Consider the following 23,900-nt stretch of genomic DNA (forward strand, 5'->3'; position numbering starts at 1 on the left):
AAGCGTTGTTCAGGCTGTGAACTTGAACCCGCAGTCAGGCAAGGGTTTAGAATTTAACGTTCAAACCGAAGGTGGTAATCCGGGTAGCTGGTACAACGTCGTTGTTAATGGTACCATCCGCTGTCTCGGGATCAACGCCGTTGTACTTCGACCGATAAGTCGAGAAGATAAAGGGCTGCTGGATACTGGTAAACAACCGGAGCGACTGTATACCCAGCCGTTGGGTGAACTGAGAGGAGAACGTATACCCGAAATTGATGTTACGAACTTTCACGAACGTGCCGTCGAAGTAAAACAGAGCCGAGTTATAGACGGGGAACTCCTGGTTCGACTTAGGCTGCGGAAACTCGTTGGTCGGGTTGTTGGGCGTCCAATAGTCCACTTTGATCTGCTGATAGCGACCCGCCAACTGGTTGTTGTCCCGGTGGAAACCGCTCAAAATGGTTTGTCCAAAACGGCCATAGACGAAGAACGACAAATCAAAACCTTTGTAGCTGAACCGGTTGGTAATCCCAGCGCTGAAGTTGGGGATATCCGAACCCAGAAATACGCGGTCATCGGCTGTCGTTTTGCCGTCGTTGTTAGTATCCTGCACTTTAATCTGCCCAACGGAGCTTTGGTACGATTTAGCCGCATCGGCTTCGCTGGTTTGCCAGATACCCGCCTTTTTGTAGTCGAAGAAAGCGGTCAACGGCTTGCCGATAAACCACTTGTTTCCCAGGTCATCAACGGCACCGTTGTACAGCGAGATAATGGCTTCGTTGTTTTTGGTGAAGACCAGATCGGATGTCCACTTAAAGCCGCTTTTCGAATTAACGTTTACGGTCGAAACACTGATTTCTACTCCCCGGTTGCGCGTTTCGCCAACGTTTTTCGTCACCGCGTTGAAACCAATAGAGGTTGGCAGCTGGTCAGAGAGCAGTAAGTCGGTGGTGTTGGTCTGGTAGAATTCAATCGAACCCGCTACCCGGCCCCGCCAGAGGCTGAAGTCCACCCCGATGTTGGATGAAGTCGATGTTTCCCACTTCAGGTCAGGGTTCCCAATCGTACTGGGGCGGTAGCCATACGCGCCAACGTTACCAAAGGCGTACACGGTACGACCCAGCAAGCCCTGCGTCTGGTACGGTACAACACCCTGATTACCCACCGAACCCCGGCTAACCCGTAGCTTCAACTGATCGAGCCAGGAGACGTTTTTCAGGAAATCTTCATTATTGATATTCCAGGCCAAAGCGATACCCGGAAAGTTACCATATTTGCTGTTTTCACCGAAACGGCTCGATCCATCCCGCCGAAGAGTAGCGGTCACCAGGTATTTGTCCTTGTAATCGTAATTGACACGACCCATAAACGAGTTGAGCGTCCACTGGATCAGGTTACTGCCTACGCCCAACACCAAAGCGGCATTGCCCGTATTGTAAAACTCCTGCGATTCAGCCGGAACCCCTTGTACGGACTGGTTATTGTATTCAAAATTATCGCGCTGAATGGATTGGAGCGCCGTTATACCCAGATTGTGATCGCCGAACGTTTTGTTGTAGGTCAGGATGTTTTCCAGGGTGTAATTGAATCCGTACTGGCTATTATTGGCAGCCGTCGGGTCACCGCCTTTCCGGTCGTTGGTTAGCGATCCCACGAAGCGGCCCGCCCGCGAAACCGAAAAATCAGGCCCAAAGTTGACGCGGTATTTTAAGCCGTCAATGATATTGGCTTCGGCATAAACACTATTGAAAATTCGATACTTCTTCGTGTTGTCGATTTGGGCTCCCGGTATGATTTCATACAGTGGATTCGTCAGCAAGGCATCGTTTGTCGGGGCGAAAATCAGGTTCCCGTTATCGTCGTAGGGTCTGCCCAACGGATTCTGCTGGAGCGTAAAGCGGTACGGGTTCAGGTTGGCCCCGTTTCGGGTACTATACATCATGTATGACGAAATACCCACTTTGAGCACCTTGTTGATGCGGTGGTCGACATTGGCGCGCAGCGAATACCGTGAGTAATCCTGGCCCGGAACAATGCCTTTGTCCATAAAATAGCCGGCGGAGATGTAGAACTGCGTCTTTTCGGTTCCGCCCTGAATACCAATGGAATGGTTTTGCTGAACGCCCTGGCGGAGAATCAACGACTGGTAATCGGTGTTCCGGTTGGCCGCAATGCCGGCAGCCACAGCCGGATCACCTCCTAAGACGGCTACTTTCGAGTCCGCAAAAGCATCGCCCACGCCGGTCGGTACCGGTTTTCCATTCGCGTCATTGTACAGATTCGTGGCGCGGTAGGCTTCCCGTACGTACTCCGTAAATTCAGGGCCGCTAAACAAATGAACTTTATCCAGAGGATCGGTAACGCCCCCGTAGGCATCATAGCTAATGGTTGTTTTTCCGTTGCTGTTACCCCGTTTGGTCGATATGAGAACAACACCGTTTGCTCCTCTGGCCCCGTAAATGGCGGTCGATGTCGCATCTTTCAGGATTTCCATCGAGGCAACGTCGTTCGGGTCGAAATCTTCGTAACCACCCGATACAAAACCGAACGGACGGTTGGCTAACAGCTCGTTCCGGTCGCCGGTGAGCGGAATCCCATCGACTACGTACAGCGGATTATTGCCCGCATTGAACGAACGGCGGCCCCGAATTCGGATGGTTGGTGTCGATCCGGGTCTGCTTCCCGACTGCGCCACGTCAACACCCGCTACCCGGCCCTGCATCGCCTGGCCGATGTTGGTAATGGGCATTTCGGTGATTTGCTTCGCTGAGACTGATGAAATCGCGCCGGTCAACTGGCTTTTTTTCTGCGTACCATACCCTACGACAACGACCTCATTCAGAGCGCGGCTGTCACTGGTCAGCGTGATGTCCACCGATGCGCGATTGCCAACCGTAATCTCCTGTGAGATAAAGCCTACGGACGAAAATACGAGGACTGCTTTTTCATTGGGGATACTGATCCGGTAGGTGCCCTGCGCGTCGGTCGTTGTGCCGCGCGTGGTGCCTTTTACGGCCACGTTGACACCCGGTAGCGGATTGTTGTCATCGCCCGACAGGATCCGTCCGGTGACGGTGCGCTCCTGCATGGGGTTATCCGTTGCCGGATGGGTTGGCCTGGGAGCGCTGAACGCTGGCTGGCTAATCAGGGTAATTGCTGTCAGACCGAGTAGAGGAAGCCAGACTCGCCCAGGTGAAGGCAGCCTGGACTGATTGGTAATTGTGTTACACATTAGAATAGGAATTAAGGGTTTACTAACTCAGGAATAGGAACTAGGCAAAAAAGGCAAGCAACTAAGGCAATGTCTGTATTGACCCAGCGGCAACCTCTACGGAATCGCCGGGGTTGAGCTGGATAGGTTTCTGCTGGTTGAGTAGTAAGTTGACACGCCCGGAGGTTAAGGCCACGCGTGTACATTCCGGTCCTTGCTGAACCCGAAAGGTTGTTCCGAGCGCTTCTACCGTGAGATCGGGCGTATGAACCCGGAAAAGTCGGGACGACGATGTATCGGCCCGGTGCATAACTGAAAAATCGGCTTCCCCTTCCAGCCAAACGGCTCGGGGCGTTTCTTCGGATAACTGACGCGAAAACCCCCGACGGTCGTAGCGCAACTGACTGTTGGCATGAAGTCGCACGGTAGAACCGTCGGGTAAATCAATGATGCGGGGCGGGCCAGCCGTAGTTCGGATCGTTTTGATCGATTGGTCCGGACCGTACTGAATCCACAGCGCCCAGCCAATGAGCAACACAACCCCCAGCGTAGCGGCCGCTGTTCGTATAAAATACCACCAGCCGATTACCGCACGGACATCCGGTTGGAGGGGCCGTACCTCTTCCATCGTCTGAAACGATTCGCGAATACGTCCCCATACCGACGACACTTCATCGGCACTGAGTGAGCTACTATCAGCGCGTGAAGCGGTTTGTATCAGTTCGCGCGCTACCTCAACCGTTTCGGCACAATGCGGGTTATGCGCTAACCAAACCTGCCAATAAGCCACCACCTCTTCGTCGTTGGGGTGTTGCACCCAGCGGACGAACAGATCGTCGAGAGCAAATTCCTCGGCGGTGTAGGCTGAATAAGGCTTGTGAGACACGGTTTATATGGCTGCTAAGTGCCCACTAAAGAAAATACATTAGGGGTTTCTACTTATTGTTTTCTATAGAACAGCGGGGTGTTTGGTTCGTTCCGAAAAAATAGCGTTCGGTAATCAGTTGACGATCAGTATGTTTGTCATACGTATCGTAAGCGCTCACGATGATCTGGCTACGTAAGCCGCGTTTAATGAGCGTTTTATACTTTTTATTTTTCGGCTCGGTAGATCAACTTATTCGCCAATAATCGTCATTAGAACCTTTAAGGCGCTAGCCAGTTATGTTTTTTGATTTGTTTGCTCAATCGTACAGCCTCAGTTCTAACGAAAGATTTTGAGCGAACGGGTGTTTCTACAGATATGATGAACGCTACATGCCGAAACCGGCAGATGAGTCCACGCAATTCTATATGGATAATCTGTTTGCTTTTTTTGTTAACGCATACTCCTCCGCTGGTAGTTTCCAGTGTTGCCCAAACGCGCATCGAATTCAACGATTCTACCCGCGCGAAAACCACCAAACCGAACCCGCTGACGTTCACCGCTTCGACTGATCAGCGTTTTTTCTTTTTCAGTGATACCCGAAACGACAACGGTCGGCGGGTACCCGTGAGTGTTTATGGCATACGGGCTGGCTTTCTGTTCCCGCCAAATCATGAACGACCGGCACTTCAGGGGGGAAGATCAGCCAGTTTCAAAGCGGGAGCAGGGTTTTATTTTATTAACCAACACATCGACCGGCCTGGTCTGTTGCCGAATACCTCCGAGTCGGTCACGCGCCATCTGCGCATTGCTACCGTATATTATGAGCGTTACTGGCTTCGACGGAAAGCGTTTGAGATAAGTACACCGATCGAATTTGGCTACGGTCATTCTCGCTACGAGCGTAATGACGAACAGGCGCAGGATTCCGAAGTAGCGCGGGGTATTTTCCTGCCGCTTGGTGTGGGCGTATCAGCCGCTTACCAGTTTCCCAACATCCGTTGGCTACGACCGTTTCACTGGTTTGGCTTGAATATACTGACGGGATATCGGTTTATCCTCAAGAAAGACATACCAGCCAGCCAGATCAATTATACCGGTTTTTACATATCCGTTGGCCCGTCCTTTTTCCTCGAAAACCTGACCGCCGATGTCAAACAGTGGCGACAACGGCGCAAGCAAAAAAAGAAGTGATTGGTCGCTATTGACTGGTTCCGGCAAGCGTCTACCGCTTACGCAAACCATAAATTAACCGTAAGCTATTCTCAGATCTTAGTAAGTTTGGGAAAAAGAAGTATTGGTTCTAATGAGTAAGTCTTCGGCTGGTTCGAGAGTCAGCAGCAAAAGCATACATTTCAAACGAGCAATCCTCAGCTATTTTGCCAACGCAGGCAACGCCATCATTCCTGAGGTAAGCAAAGCATTAACCATTAGCGTTCCGAAAGTAACGACGGTTGTTAATGAACTGATGCGCGATGGCCTGGTTCAGGACTACGGCAAGATCGAATCGACCGGTGGACGGAAGCCTAATCTGTACGGCGTTGTTCCAAACTCAGCCTTTTTTATCGGCGTAGACGTCAAGCAGAGCCACATCAACCTCGGTCTGCTGGATTTGCAGAAGAACCTGGTCAACGTAACCGAAAATTTGGCCTACCAACTCGACAATACGGAAGAGTCGCTTGAGTTGTTGTGCCAGCATATCAACCGTTTCATCACGGACTTAGCCGTTCCTCGGGAAAAGATTCTGGGAATCGGACTGAATCTGTCGGGGCGAATCAACTACGCAACCGGTTACAGTTACAGCTTTTTCTTTTTCGACGAACAACCGCTGAGCGAGATCATCGAAAAAAAGGTAGGCATCCGGGTTTTTCTGGAAAATGACACGCGGGCGATGGCTTATGGCGAGTTTTGCGCGGGTGTCGTCGCGAAGGAAAAAGACGTTCTATTCCTAAACCTTGATTACGGCATTGGTGTGGGCATTCTAATCAATGGCCAGTTGTACTACGGCAAATCGGGTTATGCCGGGGAGTTGGGGCACATTCCTATATTCGACAATGAACTCATTTGTCATTGCGGCAAAAAAGGGTGCCTCGAAACCGAAGCGTCGGGGTGGGCGCTCACGCGGATGTTCCGCGAAAAATTGCAGGAAGGCTCAACATCAGTGCTATCACTGCATGATAGGAACCCCGAAACAATAACGATGGAGGATATTATTCAGGCGGCCAAACACGATGATGTGCTGGCTATTGAATTAATTGCCAAAGTCGGCGAAAGCCTGGGCCGGGGAATTGCTTTCCTGATCAATGTATTCAACCCTGAACTGGTCATTCTGGGCGGTAGTCTTGCTTCGACTAAGGATTATATCGAACTACCGATCAAGACCGCTATCAATAAATATTCGCTAAGTCTGGTCAATAACGATACCCGGCTAACCCTGTCCCAGTTAGGTGAACATGCGGGAATCATCGGTGCCTGTCTTCTCGTTCGCGACCGATCCCTTGCTGTACTCTAAGAAGATTTCCTACTTCTTTTCGCTCCTGCGCCCTTCCGGAGAATATTTTGCCCGTTCTTCTATCCGGTTATTTTATGAGTAGTGTATGGTTCAACGGCGAAACTATATGGATGAATAAGCTTTTTTGGCTTATTCGTTAAAAAATAAGCTCATTGATTTGTTGAACTCGGATATAATGCTGTAATTCGCTCAACTTAATAATTCCAATTATTAAGTTGAGCGAACTTTAATAAAAAGTAATCAAAGCTAATAGTATAAACTAAAGAAGATTACTTTATTACTTTATATGACTATGCAGCTTGACGACTACCAGCAGCTATACAAGAATAATCTCCTGGATGATGTGATCCCGTTTTGGCTCAAGCACTCAGGCGACAATGAATTTGGCGGCTTTTTTACCTGTCTCGACCGGGAGGGTTCAGTTTACGATACCGATAAGTTCGTGTGGCTACAGGGGCGTCAGGTGTGGTGCTTTTCGATGCTTTACAACCGGGTCGAGAAAAAGCAGGAATGGCTTGATTTCGCCATCCAGGGAGCCGAGTTTTTGAAAAAATACGGGCGGGATGCCGAGGGTAACTGGTATTTTTCGCTGACTCGCGAGGGCTTGCCGTTGACTCAGCCGTTCAATATTTTTTCGGACTGTTTTGCTGCGATGGCCTTCGGGCAATTGTACAAGGCAACGGGCAACAGCGAATACGGCGACATTGCGGTCAGTACGTTTCACGCCATTCTGCGTCGGCAGGAGAATCCGAAAGGTCCTTACAACAAAGCATATCCCGGAACGCGACCGCTCAAAAGTTTTGCGTTGCCCATGATCCTGTGCAATCTGGTGCTGGAAATGGAATCGCTGCTGCCTCCTGAACTGGTGGAACAGACCATTGCGTCGGGTATTCACGCGGTGATGGACGAGTTTTACCGACCCGATCTGGGCTTGATTCTGGAGAATATTGCGCCTGATGGTTCATTCTCCGATTCCTTCGAGGGGCGGCTTATCAATCCCGGTCATGGCCTGGAAGCGATGTGGTTTATTATGGACCTGGCCGAGCGCTCCAACGATCAGCAGCTCATCCAAAAAGCGGTCGACCGGACGCTTACTATCCTGGAATACGGCTGGGACAATCAATACGGCGGCATTTTTTACTTCCTGGATGTAAAAGGAACGCCACCCCAACAGCTGGAATGGGACCAGAAGCTGTGGTGGGTACACATCGAAACGATTATTAGTTTGCTGAAAGGGTACCTGCATACGGGCGATGAGCGGTGCTGGACGTGGTTCGAGAAAGTACACGCCTACACCTGGGCGCATTTTGTCGATACCGAATATGGCGAATGGTTCGGCTACCTCGACCGCCGGGGCGACGTACTTTTGCCCCTAAAAGGTGGTAAATGGAAGGGGTGTTTTCACATTCCGCGTGGCTTGTACCAGTGCTGGAAAACGCTGGACGCCATTGCTCAGAAAAAGGCTAACCCGCTTTTACAGGATTAGATTCTATGGCAAACATCCCCCTGCAAACCGTATCGGTTGACGAACCTGTCGGGCAAACAAAGCAATCCTATACGCCCGCGCTGCTGTCGCTGGCTGTGCTGTACTTCATGATGGGGTTCATCACGTGCCTGAACGATACGCTGGTGCCGTTTTTCAAGAAAGGGTTCAACCTGACGTATTCGCAGTCGTCGCTGGTTCAGTTCTACTTTTTTCTTACCTACGGCATCATGTCTATTCCAGCCGGAAAAATCGTGGAAAAAGTCGGCTACAAGACGGGTATGGTGCTCGGATTTGCGATTGCTGCGGTAGGGGCGCTACTATTTTTTCCGGCATCGGCACTGCATCTGTACGCCTTGTTTCTGGGGGCGTTGTTTGTTATTGCCATCGGTATTGTTTTGTTGCAGGTAGCGGCCAATCCGTACATCACGGTACTGGGACCGGCTCAAACGGCGTCGTCCCGCCTGACGCTTATTCAGGGTGTCGGGTCGATGGGAACGACCGTAGCGCCTTTGTTCGGTGCTTATTTTATCCTGGCTCCTTTAGCCAATGCGTCGAGTGATGCGGTCCGGTATCCGTATCTGGGCATTGCGGGGTTGCTGGCTTGCATCGCGCTGGTCCTCTGGCGGTTGAAGCTGCCGGTGATCCGGGCCAGTGCCGACTTGAATACCCATGCTGAAGAACCGGACAAAAGCGTGTTTGCTTTTCGGAATCTGCGGTTTGGCATCGGAGGACTGTTCTGCTATGTCGGGGCCGAAGTATCCATCGGTACATTTCTGACGAATTACATTGCCGATACCCTGCGCATCTCCGAAAACGAAGCGAACAGTTTTGTGGCGTTCTATTGGGGTAGTATGCTGGTAGGGCGGTTCGTGGGGGCGGGGCTGCTGAAAACGATCCGGCCCGCGTCGATTCTGACGGTTTGCGCCGTACTCGCCATTGCGCTGGTGCTGTTTTCGGTCAACACAACGGGTTACGTCGCCGTCTGGAGCATGATTGCCGTTGGCTTGTGCAACTCCATCATGTTCGCCATTATCTTTTCGCTGTCGGTCGATGGGCTGGGTAAATTTACCACCCAGGCATCGGGCTTGCTTTCAACGGCCATTGCCGGTGGCGCGGTCGTCTCGTTTTGTCAGGGCTTGCTCATCGATCACTTTACCTGGCCGATCGCCTTTATGCTGCCTGTTGTCTGCTACGGGTACATCCTGTTTTACGGCATTAACGGCTACAAAGCCAACGCGTACACAAACCCACCACTCCACTAAAGCCAATGCCTCGTCTCCTAATTCTCACCGTACTTGTACTTTTTGCGGGCTTATGGCTACCGGCTTCGGCCGGTACCGCGCCCGCATTTCACGCCCGTATTCTGCTCATTCCGCTCGATGATCGTCCGCCCTGCCTTCAGTTTACGCAGCGTATGGGCCGCATTGGGGATGCCGAAGTTGTTACGCCACCGATGGAACTGCTCGGTCGATTTACCACACCCGGCCAATCCGAAAAAATAATAAGTTGGGTACAGCAGCAGGATCTAAAGTCATTCGATGCCGCCATCATAGCGCTCGATATGCTGGCCTACGGTGGCCTGGTTGGTTCGCGGGTGCACAATGTGTCGTTTGACGAAGCCATCAAGCGGCTGACTATTATGGCTGAACTGCACAAACGCGCACCGGCTTTAAAAATTTATGCGCAAAGTGTGGTGATGCGCCTGGCTCCGACTGCCGACCAGAAAAACGGGGCTTACCGCGAAAAACTAGCTCACTGGGCCGAAATTTCGGTAGCGACCGACGCCAAATCGAAAACAGAAACGGCCACGCTAGAGCGCGAGATTCCCGCCGAAGGGTTAGCCGATTACAAACAGGCCCGATCGCGTAATCTGCGCATCAACAAACAGGCGATTGACCTGGTACGTCGCGGTGTTATCGATTACTTGTTGCTGACCCAGGACGATGCCAAACCGCAGGGCGTTCACATTGCCGACCGCGAAACGCTGATTGCCGAAACGAAGCGATTAAAATTGACCGACAAAATTGCTATCCAACCTGGTGCCGATGAGGTGTCGATGCTGCTACTGGCGCGGGCGCTGAACAAACACGCAAATTTCTCTCCGAAAGTTAAAGCGGTGTATTCGTCTGAGAAGGTAGGCAACACCGTCATGCCATTCGAAGATCGTCCGTTGCGCCAAACGGTGAGTTATCACATCAACGCAACCGGTTCGCAGGAGGTTGATCGTGAGCAGGATGCGGATGTGTTGTATTACGTCTATGCGTCCCGGTTCGAAACAGGGCGGGCCGAAAGCTTTGCCGACGAAATTGCCCAAAAGATCGGGTCAGGTAAGCACGTCATTGTCGCCGATGTCGATCCGAAAGGCGATGTGCAGGGGGGCGATACAACCTTCACGATGGCGCTCGAAAAACGCCATATACTGCCCGAACTAAGTGGTTATGCGTCCTGGAACACGGCGGGCAACACCATCGGGACCGCTTTGCCGCAGGGCGTCATTTTTACGCTGGCTCAGGCAAAACTTTTGAAACAGCCAGCGGCAGCGGGTCGTATCTGGTCGGCGCAGAACTGGTTTCTGATTCATCGGGTGCTGGACGACTATTATTTTCATAATTTGATCCGGGCGAAAGCCAATCAGTTTGCCCGGCAGGTGGGCCGGAGTTCGACGTTGATGAGTGACGAAACAACTCGGCAGGTCGAGGAATACAGCCTGAACCTGCTGCGTCAATCGTTCGATGAACTGGCGACTAACTTCGAGCAGAAGCGCCCTGGGAGCTACCAGCAAGTGGTTCGCTGTACCAAACCGACGAATCTACGCTTCAACCTACCGTGGAACCGCACCTTTGAAGCCCTGATCGACTTCGACCTGTCTTGCTCTGTGACGCCCTGACGCATCAGTTATTGGGCTTGCCTATCTAGCTGCGACGGTCTCATTCAGTGAGATCGACCACTAGGGTACGTCCTTTATCTACCGTTGATTGTGCTGTTAGTCAACCAAAAACGATTGTCGTAGTCTACTTTCTTATTTCTTTTTAACGCCTAATCGATTCCTATATGCAAAACCTATTTACGCAGAAATGGCGCTTAAGCTGGCTACTGGCTTTGCTGATCACGCTGTGCCAACAGGCTTATGTGTCTGCCCAGAGCCAGGTAATTCGGGGAAAAGTTACGGATGGTAACGGAGCCGTTTTGCCGGGGGTGACCGTGGTGGTGAAGAACACAACGATGGGCACAACGACCGATGCCGATGGGCGCTATACCCTTCGCCTGAACGAGCAGAGCGGTACGCTGGTGTTCTCGTTCATGGGTACCGTGGGCAAGGAAGTTCCGTTCAACGGAGCCGGTGAGTACGACGTTTCGCTGGCGGAGGATACCAAAACGCTGAACGAAGTAGTCGTTGTCGGGTACGGCACGCAGAAAAAAGTAAACCTAACGGGCTCGGTGGCCGTCATCGAAAGCAAATCACTGACCAATCGGCAGGTTGGCTCTACTTCGCTGGCGTTGCAGGGAGCCGCACCCGGCGTAACGATCACCCAGCAATCCGGCGCACCGGGTGGCGATGCCGGATCAATTCGGATTCGGGGTGTCGGGTCGATCAATGCCGGGCAAAACCCGTTGATTCTGGTCGATAACGTAGAGATGAGCTTGGATGCCATCGACCCAAATAACATTGCCAGTATTTCGATCCTGAAAGATGCCGCAGCCGCAGCCGTGTACGGATCGCGGGCGGCCAACGGGGTGGTGCTGGTGACGACTAAACGGGGCGCGAAAGGGGTCAACGTGAGCTACAACGCCTACGCGCTCAAACAGACGCCAACTGATCTTCCCCAGAAAGTGAACGGCCTGGAGCACATGAAATACTGGGATGTTGCCCAGGCAAACAGTGGTTTGCCCGCTGCGTTTACCCAACAGATAGCCGCCTACGAAGCAAGCGGTCCTAATAACCTGACGCTTTTCAATACCGACTGGAAAAAGCTGGTGCTGACCAACAACGGCCTGATGCAGAACCATAACCTGAACGTGTCGGTCGGTGGGGAGCGGGTCAAACTGTTTGCATCGGGTAGTTTTCTGGATCAGAACGGCTTGACCGCCAACACGAAATACAAGCGGATGGACCTGCGCTTCAACACGGACGTAGCCATTACCAATAAGCTGTCGGCGTCGATGGATTTAGTGCTGAACAAGTCGAACCGCTTATGGCCGGGGCAGAACACTCCGCAGTACATCATCCGGGAAATGCTCGGCTTTCCGGCCATTACACCCGGTCGGTACGATACGGGGCAGTGGGGCGAAGGCTGGTCCAATGCTAACCCCGCAGCGCAGGCACAGGACGGTGGTTTCAGCCGGAACCTGACGGATTCGCAGATCATCAAAGGCACGCTGACCTATACCCCAATTCCGGGTCTGGAGTTGCTCGCCACCTACAGTTCAAATTACTACACGACCCGCAACCGGCAATTCACCGACCAGTATGACATTTATAACGCCGATGTAGCCAACAATACAATGGTGTTTGCGCGTCCCTGGCCAGCGTTGAATTCCCTGAGCGACAACTATTCGCAGAACTTTCAGAACCTGTTCCGGGCGCAGGCTACCTACAACAAGTCGTACGGCAAACACGGCTTTACGCTGCTGGGTGGTTTCAGTACGGAAGATTTTAAAACCTCGTTCGTTAACACGTTTCGCCAGAACCTGCTATCGCCCGACAGACCGTATCTGGACAGTGGCGATCAACTGGGCCAGACGCTAAGCGGTGGCGAAAGCCGGTTCTCGATGGTATCGGTCTACGGTCGATTGAATTACAACTACGATGAAAAATACCTGCTGGAAGTAAACGGTCGCTGGGACGCTTCATCGCGGTTCCGGGAAAGCAACTGGTGGCAGCTATTCCCGTCGGTGTCGGCGGGCTGGCGGCTTTCGCAGGAGAAATTCTGGTCGGGGCTGAACAACGTCGTCAACGAAGCCAAGATTCGGGCGTCGTATGGGTCGCTGGGTAACCAGAACCTCATCCGAACTATAAACGGTGTTCAAACCACGGATTATTACCCGACGTATTCGCTGTTCAATTCGGGCACGGCTTACAACTATTACTTCAACAATACCGTCAATCCCGGCTACGCGCTGACAACGGCGGCTAACCCGAATATCCGCTGGGAAACGTCGAAGATTCTGGACATTGGCGGAGACTTTAGCTTTCTGCGCAACCGCCTGAACGTAACCGCTGATTTCTTCCAGCGCGACATTGTGGATATGCTGCAACTTGTGCCGGTACCTTCATACGTCGGGCTAACGGCTCCGTTCGTCAACTCGGGTTCGATGCGTAACATGGGTTGGGAATTGGGAATCGGCTGGCGCGACAAGATTAATGATTTCAGCTATCAGGTGCAGTTGAATGCGTCGGATGTGAAAAACACGCTGCTCAACAATGGTGGTAAAGCGATTATCAACGGGGCTACGATTCAGCAGGAAGGTTACGCGCTCGATTCGTACTACGGCTACATCGCGGATGGGTTGTTTCAAAGTGCCGAAGAGGTGAAAAATGCACCGTTTCAGTACGGTAACTCGGCTGCGGGTGATATCCGTTACCGCGACATCAGCGGTCCAAACGGCGTTCCCGATAACAAAATCGACAGCTACGACCGGACGATTCTGGGCAATTATTTTCCGCGCTACGAATACAGCCTGAACCTGTCGGCGCAGTACAAAGGCTTCGATTTTACGGCGTTCTTCCAGGGGGTTGGTAAGAAAGACAACTACCTGTCGGGCACTGCGGCTCAGCCGTTCTATTCGTCTAATTTCCAGGGAACTATGTTCGAGTACCAGAAAGATTACTGGTCGCCCGACAACACGGGCGCGGCTTATCCCCGGCTGACGGTCAACAGTATTCCGAACAATTACGTGGCGTCGTCTTTCTGGGTACGGTCGGCGGCTTACCTGCGCCTGAAAAATGTGGTAGTCGGTTACACGCTGCCTACCGCCCTGACTACCAAAGCGAAAATCAAGTCGGCACGCGTGTACGTGAGTGGTCAGAACCTGCTTACGTGGACGAATTTCTTTCCCGGCTTCGATCCCGAACAACGCGATACGGGTGGCGAATTTTACCCGATCATGAAAACGTACACCGTTGGTCTGAACATCAATTTCTAAAGACATGAAAAAAAGATTCCTGTATATAGCGAGCTTATGCCTGTCGATGACCTTGTTTTCGGGCTGTAAAGAGTATCTGGAACAGGCTCCCCTCGATGCGCCGGCTACTGGTCAGTTTTTCAACAGCCAGACTGAAATGAATGCGGCCCTCAACGCGGTCTATAAATCGGCGTACTGGAACACCGGCAACACGCCCTACCAGTCGATCATGGATGGCTGGACGGACATTGCGCTGCTGCGGGCCGTGGACCTGGGCGAAGGTAATTTCGACGTCTATAACGCGCACCCGAAAAACATCTGGACGCTGGCGTACACCACCGTTCAACGGGCCAATACCATGCTGGATGGGATGACCGTCGGCAAAAGCACCGTTCCGGCGGCTACCTACAATCGACTCGAAGCCGAAGCGCGGGTCCTGCGGGCCTATGCCTATTTTTACCTGACGTTTATGTTTGGCGATGTGCCGCTGATCACAAAACCGTTGTTGCCTGCTGAGTTTTATTCGCAGACGCGCGCTCCGCAGGCTGACGTGATTAAGTTCATCTACAGCGAATTGGATGCGGCTATTCCGGTACTAGCCTGGGCTCCTGCCGATCAGGGACGGATGAGCAAGGCGGTGGCGCTGGGTTTCAAAGCCCGCACGGCCCTCTACAACAAAGAGTATCAGGTAGCCGCCGATGCCGCCAAGCAAATCATCGACGGCGCTGGTTTGGGACTGAATCCGAATTTCGGCGATCTGTTCACCCGCGCCGGTCAGACGACCAACGCCGGGAAAGAAATCATGTACCAGATCCTATACTCCGACGCGGATGCCAGTGCGATCAACTACGTACCGCTGGGTAGTATATCGCGGGCGGCAGGTGGGCAGTCGGGGCGGTTTCCGCAGCAACGGCTGGTCGATATGTTCGAAGCAAAAGACGGCAAACGGATCGACGAATCTGCTGTGTACAATCCAGCGACGCCGAGCAAAAACCGCGATCTTCGGTTAAAATACACCGTAGCGCTTCCCGGCGACACCATTTCGATGAACCTGAGAACGCTGGTTTATGACATCTACAAGAACACAACGTCGTTCAGAAATGCCAGCGGAGTATGGGCAACCAGCACCAACGCCGATTTCGACAACGCATTCGGACCCGCCAAAAGTGGTGTTGGCTTGCTCCACGCCAAATACACGATGACCGCTGAAGACGCGTTTACGGCGCGGGTTGGTTTTATCATGATGCGCTACGCCGAAATTCTGCTGATGTACGCCGAAGCTAAAATTGAACTAAATCAGATCGACGATTCGGTTATCAATGCGCTGAACCTGGTTCGGCGACGGGCGGGGCAACCAGTCGTAGAAACAACGATTCAGAAAGATCAGAACAAACTTCGGCAGTTGGTGCGCCGGGAGCGCGTGGCCGAGCTGGCGATGGAAGGCTTTCGCTGGTTCGATATTCGCCGGTGGGGGATTGCCGAAGTCGTGATGCCGCAGCAGGTGATGGGTATTGCCAAAGATCCTACGAAAGTACCGGCAATTCCTTCGTTCAAAACCAGCGCGGTCCACGATCTGAACAACATTCCGGTGTATACGGGTAGTGAAAGCCTGCGGTTGGTTCGCGAGAATCGTTTCTGGTACGCAAAGCTTACCTTACTGCCGGTTCCGCAGGCCGAGCGCGACATCAATAACCTGCTGACTCAAAACCCCGGCTGGTAAGCGACGCGTTACTTAGCCGCGCTGTATTACATTGAATGAATGACGAATGAATCGACGGAATTTTATTGAACGTTTATCAGTCGGTGGTGGGGTTGCTTTGGCGGCTCCATTGCCGACTTTTGCGGCAACTGCTCAACCGCTTGCGGGGCCGACGTTTTTTCAGAGCGGTCAGGCCGAGCGCAAGGCCGATCTGGTTATTGCCGGGGGCGGACTGGGGGGGTGTGCGGCTGCTTTAGCGGCTTTACGGAACAACCTAACTGTTATCTTGACCGAAGAAACGGACTGGATTGGTGGGCAACTAACGCAGCAGGGCGTCCCCCCCGACGAACACCCCTGGATTGAAACCCACGGCGCGACCCGGCTCTACCGAGATTTTCGAACCGCCGTTCGGAGCTACTATCGCCAACATTACCCACTGACCGAAGCCGCCAAAAACCAGCCATACCTAAATCCGGGCGACGGAACGGTGTCTAAACTCTGCCACGAACCGCGCGTGGCGCTGGCCGTTCTGGAACAATTGCTGGCTCCGTACCGTAGTTCGGGGCGGTTGACGGTGCTACTCGATCATAAAATTGCGGGGGCCGATGTGCGTGGTGATACGGTTCGCGCCCTGAAAGCCGTCAGCCAGCGCAGTGGGAATGAAATCATCTTATCGGCCCCGTATTTCGTCGATGCTACGGAACTGGGCGATTTGCTTCCGATGACGGGTACGGAGTTTGTAACCGGAGCCGAATCGCGCCTGGAAACACGCGAATTGCATGCACCCGAAAAAGCCGACCCAGATAACTGTCAGGCGTTTACGATGTGCTTCGCGATGGACTATGTGCCGGGTGCTAATCACGTGATCGATAAGCCAAAAGAGTACGATTTCTGGCGCAGCTATTCGCCCAAGGTCACGCCCGCCTGGTCGGGTAAACTACTCGATCTGGCGTATTCGAACCCCAAAACGCTGGAGCCGAAAGCGTTGGGTTTTCATCCCGAAGGCATCAGCATGGGCGATAAGCTGAATCTGTGGAACTACCGCCGGATCATCAGCAAAGCCAACTTTAAACCAGGAACCTACGCGGGAGACATCACAAACGTCAACTGGCCTCAGAACGATTATTCGTTGGGCAACCTGATCGGAGCCAGCGACAAAGATTTTAAAAAGCACGTCGAGCGGGCGAAACAGCTAAGCCTGTCGCTGCTCTACTGGCTACAAACCGAAGCACCCCGCCCCGATGGTGGGCAGGGGTGGGCTGGCCTGCGACTGCGGGGCGACCTGATGGGTACCGAAGATGGGCTGGCCAAGTACCCGTACATCCGCGAATCCCGGCGGATCAAGGCCGTATTTACGGTCTTGGAAGAGCATGTCGGAGCCGAAAACCGGGCGCTGGTGACGGGTAAACAGTCGGGTAATACAGCCGCTGATTTTCACGATAGCGTCGGGGTTGGCTACTACCATATCGATTTGCACCCGAGCACGGGTGGTAATAACTACATCGATTTCGGGTCGTTGCCGTTCCAGATTCCGCTGGGTGCGCTGTTGCCCAAACGAATGAACAACCTGCTTCCGGCCAACAAAAATATTGGCACCACGCATATCACTAACGGCTGTTACCGACTGCACCCGGTTGAGTGGAGCATCGGCGAAGCGGTCGGGTCGCTGGTCGCGTATTCCCTCGACAAAAAAGTGATGCCGCGTGCCGTTCGGGAGAAAGAAACGCTTCTCAGCGGCTTTCAACAACTGATCCGCTCGCAGGGAATTGAAACGCACTGGCCTAAACCGTAAGGCTCGTTTATTGTCTGAGTTTCGACAGGATTTACGGGATTGACAGGATGAAAAGGATTTATTTTTTCTGGGGTATCCACCGTAACTGATACACAGAAAAAATCCTGTCAATCCTGTGAATCCTGTCGAAAAACGTAATTGAACATGCACAAAATCATTGCTTTGTTTTTATTGGCGTTTACGGCGGCTGCTCAGTCGTCGATTCCGGCGCTTATTCCGGCACCCCAAACGCTCGAACCCGGTACCGGTGCTTTTGCCATTACCGCCCAGACCCGACTGGCTATTCTGACGCCTGCTGCCGACGTGCGCAAAATGGTTATCGACAATCTGCCCGGCATTCCGGCCTCCGACGCGCCCAAACTGACCAAAGCCATTACGGTTCGCGTCGCTCCGGTAACTGGTGTGGGGCCAGAAGGGTACGACCTGCTCGTGACGCCGACCGGTATTACGCTTACCGCGCCGGAACCCGCCGGGATTTTTTACGGTCTGCAAACCATGCGGCAATTGTTGCCCGTCAGTAAATCGTTTCGCGATCAGTCGGTTCCGGCACTGCACATCCGCGACCAGCCCCGGTTTGGCTGGCGGGGACTGATGCTCGATGTGAGCCGCCACTTCTTCGATAAAGTGTTTGTCAAGCGGTTCATTGATCAGATGGCGCAGTATAAATTCAACATTTTTCACTGGCACCTGACCGACGACCAGGGCTGGCGAATCCAGATCAACAGCCTGCCCAAACTCACCGAAGTGGGCGCATGGCGCGTACCCCGAACCGGTCGCTGGTGGGATATTGACAATCCGCAGGCGGGTGAAATACCGTCGTACGGTGGCTTTTATACGCAGGACGACATTCGCGAAATTGTTCGCTATGCGCAGGAACGGCACATCACCATCGTACCGGAAATCGACATGCCGGGGCATATCATGTCGGCCATTGCCGCGTACCCAAATCTAACCTGCGGAAAAAAACAAATTGTCGTGCCTCCCAATGGTAAGTTTTACAAGCTGGAAGACAACACGCTGAACCCCTGCGACGACAGTACGTATCTGTTTATCGACAAGGTGTTTACGGAAATCGCTCAGTTGTTTCCGGGGCCTTACATCCATGTCGGGGGCGATGAAGCGTACAAAGGATTCTGGGAGAAATGCGATGCCTGCAAAACGACAATGGCGGCTAACAATCTAAAGAACGTCGATGAGTTGCAAAGCTATTTCATCAAACGGGTCGAGAAAATCGTGCAATCGAAAGGCAAAAAGCTGATCGGCTGGGACGAAATCCTGGAAGGCGGCTTGGCTCCTGACGCGACGGTGATGAGCTGGCGGGGTATGAAAGGCGGCATCGAAGCGGCCAGGCAGGGGCATCCGGTGATCATGACCCCGTACCAGTTTTGCTACCTCGATCTGTATCAGGGCGAAGCGTCGGCGGAACCCAGCACGTATGGCATCAGTCGGTTAAGCACAGCCTACTCATTTGACCCCATTCCTGACAGTGCAACAGCACCCGGTATCAACGCCAAATTGATTCTGGGGGGCCAGGGAAATCTCTGGGCGGAGAACGTACCGAACGTGCGTCATGCCGAGTACATGGTTTGGCCGCGCGCGTTTGCCTTGTCCGAAGTGCTGTGGTCATCGAAAGCCCAACGAAGCTGGCCCAACTTCGTCAATCGGATGGAAGCACATTTTAAGCGGTTCGATGCGCAGGACGTGAATTATTCCCGCAGCGTTTACAACCCCATCATTACGCTGAAAAAGCACCCGATGGGGATGATGGAAATTATGCTTAGCCACGAGTTGCCCGACACGTATTTGTATTACTCGACGGACAATACCGTTCCCGATGATCATTTTCCGCTCTACACCCAGCCTTTCCTGATGCCGAAAGGTGCTGATCGGGTGAAGGTGGTGGCGTATCGAAACGGTAAACCCATCGGGCGTATGGTTGAACTGACGTTGCCCGACATGGAAAAGCGCGTTCAGTAATCCGAAAATGAGTGTTGTGGTGTCGGCGGGGCCGCCCCTGCGGTTCTCAAATTAGTATTGTCCGAACTGTTGGATTTGCTCCAGTCTGATGTTCTTCTATGGTGGTGTCGGTTTCTCAAAACCGACTCAGATTGCTGACGCGAAGTGTCGGTTTTGAGAAACCGACACCACCATAGAAGGACACCACGTATTTCTTTGAACCTTCCTCTTATGAAACCCCTACCTATCGTTTTGCTGCTGGCTACGTTGTGGTTTTCCTTGACCTCACAACGTTCTGCACCATACCGCGCCAACCAATGGGCGGAAGCGCCGGATAGCAGTCGCTTTACGGCTATGCAGCTTGTGCAGGGACTAGACGAACCGATGGGTATGGGTATTTTGCCCAACAATAACGTCTTGATCATCGAGCGGAAAGGCGCTGTCCGACTGTACGACGCGGAGTTGAAACAGGTCAAAACGATTGCGCATATCAACGTTTTCAGCGGGATTGAAGATGGGTTACTGGGCGTTGCTGTCGATCCAGATTACAGCAAAAACAACTGGATCTATCTGTATTACGGTGTTGGTGGCGATGCGTGGGTAAGCCATCTGGCGCGTTACGAGCTGAAAGGTGATCAGTTGATTCAATCATCAAAGAAAGTTTTGCTGGAAATTCCGACGCAACGAAAATACTGCTGTCATTCGGCGGGTTACCTGACGTTCTCGAACGGGCTGCTGTATCTGTCAACGGGTGATAATACGAACGCCGAAGAAATCGAAGGTCACAATCCCACCGACGAACGGCCCGGTCGTGAACTGTCCGATGATCAGGCATCGACTGCCAACAGTAACGACCTGCGCGGAAAAATTCTGCGGATCAAACCAGAACCGAACGGAACTGGAGATGCGCCCGCTTATACCATTCCCGACGGCAACCTATTTCCCAAAGACGGTTCCAAAGGGCGTCCGGAGATCTATGTGATGGGTTGCCGCAACCCGTTTCGGATGTCGGTCGATCCCAAGAACGGGTTTGTCTACTGGGGCGATGTTGGTCCCGACACGCACGTGCCCGCCGAAGAAGGAACGTTGAGCTACGACGAGATCAATCAGGCGCGTCGGCCCGGTTTTTTTGGTTATCCGTACTTTTTAGGGAACAACGAAGCGTTTCCAAAATACGATTTTGCTACCAAGCAGGAGGGGCCTAAACAGGACCCACAGCATCCCGTCAACAACTCGCCCCACAACACCGGTCTTCGGGAACTTCCCCCGGCCCAACCCGCTCTAATCTGGTACGGCAAACAAGCATCCAGACGTTTCCCGCTGGTCGGTAAAGGCGGGGCCAGCGCGATGGCTGGACCTGTTTATTACCGTGATCAATTTGCCGGAGCTAAGTACCGCTTGCCCGATTACTACGACGGAAAACTTTTGATCTACGATTGGATTCGGCGGTGGATGATGGCGGTTACGCTCGACAAAGAAGGCAATTACGTCAGTATGGAGCCTTTTTTAAGTCATCTGAAACCGGTAGCACCCATGGACATGCAGTTCAATCGCGATGGGTCGCTGTATATTCTGGCGTATGGGACCAACTGGTTTGCCAACAATACCGATGCCGGATTGATCCGGGTGGAGTATTCGGAAGGAAACCGCAATCCTGTTGCCGACATTCGGGTGGATAAGCGGTACGGTGCCGCACCAATGGCTGTCGCCTTGTCGGCGGCTGGCTCGAAAGATTACGATCCAGGTGATCAGCTCACCTATACCTGGCAGATTGGTACCAAAAAATGGACCGGTCAGACCGTGTCAACGAGCTTTGCGAAGCCGGGCGTGTATCCGGTAACGCTGACCGTCACGGATGGACACGGTGGTCAGGGAAGCGCCACCACAACGATCCACGTAGGGAATACGCCCCCGCGCGTGCAGATCAGCACAACCGCTAACCGAAGCTTTTACTGGGACAATACGAAACTTGATTACCGCATCACCATCCGCGACCCGGAAGATAAAACGATCGACCCCGCCCGGACAACGGTTTCGTTTACCTACCTACCCTACGGAAAAGACATTGCCAGCGTTCTGTCGGGCGGGCATACTACAACGGCGCATTGGCAGGGTGAAAAGCTGATTGCCGCATCCGACTGCAAATCCTGTCACGCGATTGAAAAAGCGTCCATTGGTCCCAGCTTCAGGGCTATCTCGGCGCGATATCTACGTAAACCGGAATCGGTCGAACCGCTAGCGCAGAAGATAATTAAGGGCGGGAGTGGCGTTTGGGGCAACTATGCCATGTCTGCTCACCCGGATTTGTCGGCGCAGGATGCCCAGGAAATGGTTCGCTATATCCTAGCCCTGAACGAGCAGCCGAAGCCGTTGCCCCAGCAGGGAACGCTGACCCTAAAGGATCATATGGGTAAAGGAAACGAAGGCGCTTATGTACTATTGGCGAGCTACCAAGACAAAGGCGCTCAGGGTATCGAACCGCTATCATCCCGAGACTACATTGCGCTTCGTAATCCACTCATACAGCTGGAGGATAACGATCGGGGTAACGTGGGTGTCGTGATTGCTACGGCCAGTACCGGTTTTATTTCGTACATCCGTAAGATTTATAACAACAGTTTCGTGGTGTTCAACCAGCTGGATCTGGCGCAGGTTGATCAGATTCGGTTTCGGGTGCAGTCGCAGGGGGCGGGTGGTCGTATCGCGGTGCATCTGGACAGTCTACAAGGGCCGGTTGTGAGCGAAGTGGCGGTGCCCGGCGGTAAAATCAACGATCTGAAAACAGGCTGGACGGACTTGATTGCCCCGGTGAAGCCCACCGTGGGTCTGCACGATCTATATTTCGTGTTCACTAATCCTGATGCGGTTCGGAAAGAACTGTTTCACGTCGATTACCTGTATTTTGAGCCAAAAGCGAATCGTGCCCCGACCAAATAGAGCGGAAGCAGGTAGAGCCGGATCAATGATCAGTCCCGGTGTCAACGCTGTACGATCATTTATCGGGTGAGCAGGTTACCCAGTTGGTGGGCGGTGCGGATCAGATTTTGCCGGGTCTGGCTGAGGGCCGATACCAGGTCAGCAGGACCGTTGCCGATTGCCAGTAGCACGTCGAAAAACTGATCAAGCTTTTCATTTTGGTCCAGCGGAATTTTTCCCGCCAGACCAATTACGGGTAGATTCAACTGCTTTGCTCGGTAAGCGACACCGAAGGGGCCTTTGCCGTGTAAGGTTTGTTCATCGATACTACCCTCGCCGGTAATAACCAGATCGGCAGTGGCTACGGCTTCGTCGAAACGGGTGAAATGGAGGAAAAAATCAATGCCATTGACAAGTTGCGCGTTTATGAACGTGTGAAGCCCGGCGGCAACACCACCGGCGGCACCACCGTGTTTGACAGCCGACATGTCGATACCGGTTTGCTGCAATGCTACCGCTGAGAACGTAGCCAGACCCGCATCGAGTTTTTTCACGCTGTCGGGTGTTGCGCCTTTTTGCGGACCAAAAACAGCCGCTGACCCTTCTGCTCCCAGAAGCTTATTTTCGACATCGCAGAGGACGGTGATAGCACAGGTCAAGATTCGTTGGTCGAGGGTCGAGACATCGATTGTCGTCAGTTCGGTCAGTTGTTCGGGAGCCGTTAGCTCTTCACCTTGAGCATTCAAAAAACGGACGCCCAACGCCCGTAAAATACCGGTACCACCGTCAACGGTAGCCGAACCGCCAATCGCCAGTACCAGGTTTCGGACGCCTTTGTCCAGCGCTGCTATGATCAGTTGTCCAGTGCCAAACGAAGTAGCCTGTAACGGGTTTAGCGCTGACGGTTTGACAAGGTGAATCCCCGACGCATTCGCCATTTCGATAATCGCTGTTTCTCCGTTGTTGACCAAGCCAAAGGACGATTGAATTAGGCGGCCAAACGGGTCGGCTACGTCTACCGAAACGAGCAACCCGTTGTGTTTCCTGATCATTAAATCACCTGTGCCGTCGCCACCATCGCCGACCGGAAAGCATTCGCATACACAGTCGAGCTTGCTTTGTTGTAAGCCTTCTTTGATGGCAAGGGCCGCGCCAGTGGCATTCAGACTGTGTTTAAAGGCATTGGGGGCAATGAGAACACGCATAGGTTTTCGGGGGAATTGCGAGGTGTTGAGCAGTACATCTCGATGGATAGTTATCGCTGACCGGATGGGTTTTGCTGACGCGAATTAGACGCAATCCCTTACGTCTCTATATGGTTTGATGCGTTTGTGAAAACAGGCTAGAATCCAGCAAAA

General features: G+C 52.8%; 13 protein-coding genes. 10 read left to right on the forward strand and 3 right to left on the reverse strand.

The window, feature by feature from the left end; translation table 11 throughout:
* Positions 1 to 46 precede the first annotated feature (46 nt).
* Positions 47 to 3,214 carry a SusC/RagA family TonB-linked outer membrane protein gene (locus tag LQ777_RS05585; protein WP_232561533.1) on the reverse strand — a complete coding sequence of 1,056 codons (3,168 nt, stop codon included), beginning with the start codon at positions 3,212 to 3,214 and terminating at the stop codon, positions 47 to 49.
* A 61-nt stretch (positions 3,215 to 3,275) separates the two neighbouring features.
* The gene (locus LQ777_RS05590; RefSeq protein ID WP_232561534.1) at positions 3,276 to 4,079 is read right to left on the reverse strand and encodes a FecR family protein; all 804 of its coding nucleotides are present in this window, start codon (positions 4,077 to 4,079) and stop codon (positions 3,276 to 3,278) included.
* Positions 4,080 to 4,508: 429 nt separating this feature from the next.
* On the opposite strand from LQ777_RS05590, the gene LQ777_RS05595 reads away from it, so the two are divergent.
* The 10 genes from LQ777_RS05595 to LQ777_RS05640 all read left to right on the forward strand — a co-directional run bounded on the left by LQ777_RS05595 (position 4,509) and on the right by LQ777_RS05640 (position 22,563).
* Entirely contained in the window at positions 4,509 to 5,252 is a 744-nt protein-coding gene (locus tag LQ777_RS05595) for a hypothetical protein (protein WP_232561535.1), read from the forward strand.
* Between the two features lie 112 nt (positions 5,253 to 5,364).
* Positions 5,365 to 6,570 (forward strand): ROK family protein, encoded by a 1,206-nt coding sequence (locus LQ777_RS05600; RefSeq protein ID WP_232561536.1) that lies wholly within the window; start codon positions 5,365 to 5,367, stop codon positions 6,568 to 6,570.
* Between the two features lie 292 nt (positions 6,571 to 6,862).
* The gene (locus LQ777_RS05605; RefSeq protein ID WP_232561537.1) at positions 6,863 to 8,056 is read left to right on the forward strand and encodes a n-acyl-d-glucosamine 2-epimerase; all 1,194 of its coding nucleotides are present in this window, start codon (positions 6,863 to 6,865) and stop codon (positions 8,054 to 8,056) included.
* A gap of 5 nt (positions 8,057 to 8,061) precedes the next feature.
* A complete protein-coding gene (locus LQ777_RS05610; protein WP_232561538.1) occupies positions 8,062 to 9,318 on the forward strand; it encodes a sugar MFS transporter in 1,257 nt (418 codons plus the stop codon).
* 5 nt (positions 9,319 to 9,323) lie between these two features.
* On the forward strand, positions 9,324 to 10,943 hold the full coding sequence (locus tag LQ777_RS05615; RefSeq protein ID WP_232561539.1) for a DUF4127 family protein: 1,620 nt from the start codon (positions 9,324 to 9,326) through the stop codon (positions 10,941 to 10,943).
* Positions 10,944 to 11,107: 164 nt separating this feature from the next.
* Positions 11,108 to 14,200: a SusC/RagA family TonB-linked outer membrane protein gene (locus LQ777_RS05620; RefSeq protein ID WP_232561540.1), complete on the forward strand. Its 3,093-nt coding sequence runs from the start codon at positions 11,108 to 11,110 to the stop codon at positions 14,198 to 14,200.
* A 4-nt stretch (positions 14,201 to 14,204) separates the two neighbouring features.
* On the forward strand, positions 14,205 to 15,899 hold the full coding sequence (locus LQ777_RS05625) for a RagB/SusD family nutrient uptake outer membrane protein (protein ID WP_232561541.1): 1,695 nt from the start codon (positions 14,205 to 14,207) through the stop codon (positions 15,897 to 15,899).
* 46 nt (positions 15,900 to 15,945) lie between these two features.
* Positions 15,946 to 17,670: an FAD-dependent oxidoreductase gene (locus LQ777_RS05630; RefSeq protein WP_232561542.1), complete on the forward strand. Its 1,725-nt coding sequence runs from the start codon at positions 15,946 to 15,948 to the stop codon at positions 17,668 to 17,670.
* A gap of 144 nt (positions 17,671 to 17,814) precedes the next feature.
* Complete coding sequence (locus tag LQ777_RS05635; protein ID WP_232561543.1) at positions 17,815 to 19,647, forward strand: beta-N-acetylhexosaminidase; 1,833 nt, start codon at positions 17,815 to 17,817, stop codon at positions 19,645 to 19,647.
* Between the two features lie 210 nt (positions 19,648 to 19,857).
* Positions 19,858 to 22,563 (forward strand): PQQ-dependent sugar dehydrogenase, encoded by a 2,706-nt coding sequence (locus LQ777_RS05640; protein ID WP_232561544.1) that lies wholly within the window; start codon positions 19,858 to 19,860, stop codon positions 22,561 to 22,563.
* 59 nt (positions 22,564 to 22,622) lie between these two features.
* Here LQ777_RS05640 and LQ777_RS05645 read toward each other — a convergent pair whose 3' ends face one another.
* A complete protein-coding gene (locus LQ777_RS05645; RefSeq protein ID WP_232561545.1) occupies positions 22,623 to 23,747 on the reverse strand; it encodes a glycerate kinase in 1,125 nt (374 codons plus the stop codon).
* Positions 23,748 to 23,900: the final 153 nt, after the last annotated feature.

Source organism: Spirosoma oryzicola (assembly GCF_021233055.1).
In the GTDB taxonomy this organism is placed as follows: domain Bacteria; phylum Bacteroidota; class Bacteroidia; order Cytophagales; family Spirosomataceae; genus Spirosoma; species Spirosoma oryzicola.

Excerpts from the sequence above, each read along its gene's own strand:
- LQ777_RS05585 (WP_232561533.1), bottom strand. The coding sequence starts at position 3,214 with ATGTGTAACACAATTACCAATCAGTCCAGGCTGCCTTCACCTGGGCGA.
- LQ777_RS05600 (WP_232561536.1), top strand. The coding sequence starts at position 5,365 with ATGAGTAAGTCTTCGGCTGGTTCGAGAGTCAGCAGCAAAAGCATACAT.
- LQ777_RS05605 (WP_232561537.1), top strand. The coding sequence starts at position 6,863 with ATGCAGCTTGACGACTACCAGCAGCTATACAAGAATAATCTCCTGGAT.
- LQ777_RS05610 (WP_232561538.1), top strand. The coding sequence starts at position 8,062 with ATGGCAAACATCCCCCTGCAAACCGTATCGGTTGACGAACCTGTCGGG.
- LQ777_RS05615 (WP_232561539.1), top strand. The coding sequence starts at position 9,324 with ATGCCTCGTCTCCTAATTCTCACCGTACTTGTACTTTTTGCGGGCTTA.
- LQ777_RS05620 (WP_232561540.1), top strand. The coding sequence starts at position 11,108 with ATGCAAAACCTATTTACGCAGAAATGGCGCTTAAGCTGGCTACTGGCT.
- LQ777_RS05625 (WP_232561541.1), top strand. The coding sequence starts at position 14,205 with ATGAAAAAAAGATTCCTGTATATAGCGAGCTTATGCCTGTCGATGACC.
- LQ777_RS05630 (WP_232561542.1), top strand. The coding sequence starts at position 15,946 with ATGAATCGACGGAATTTTATTGAACGTTTATCAGTCGGTGGTGGGGTT.
- LQ777_RS05635 (WP_232561543.1), top strand. The coding sequence starts at position 17,815 with ATGCACAAAATCATTGCTTTGTTTTTATTGGCGTTTACGGCGGCTGCT.
- LQ777_RS05640 (WP_232561544.1), top strand. The coding sequence starts at position 19,858 with ATGAAACCCCTACCTATCGTTTTGCTGCTGGCTACGTTGTGGTTTTCC.
- LQ777_RS05645 (WP_232561545.1), bottom strand. The coding sequence starts at position 23,747 with ATGCGTGTTCTCATTGCCCCCAATGCCTTTAAACACAGTCTGAATGCC.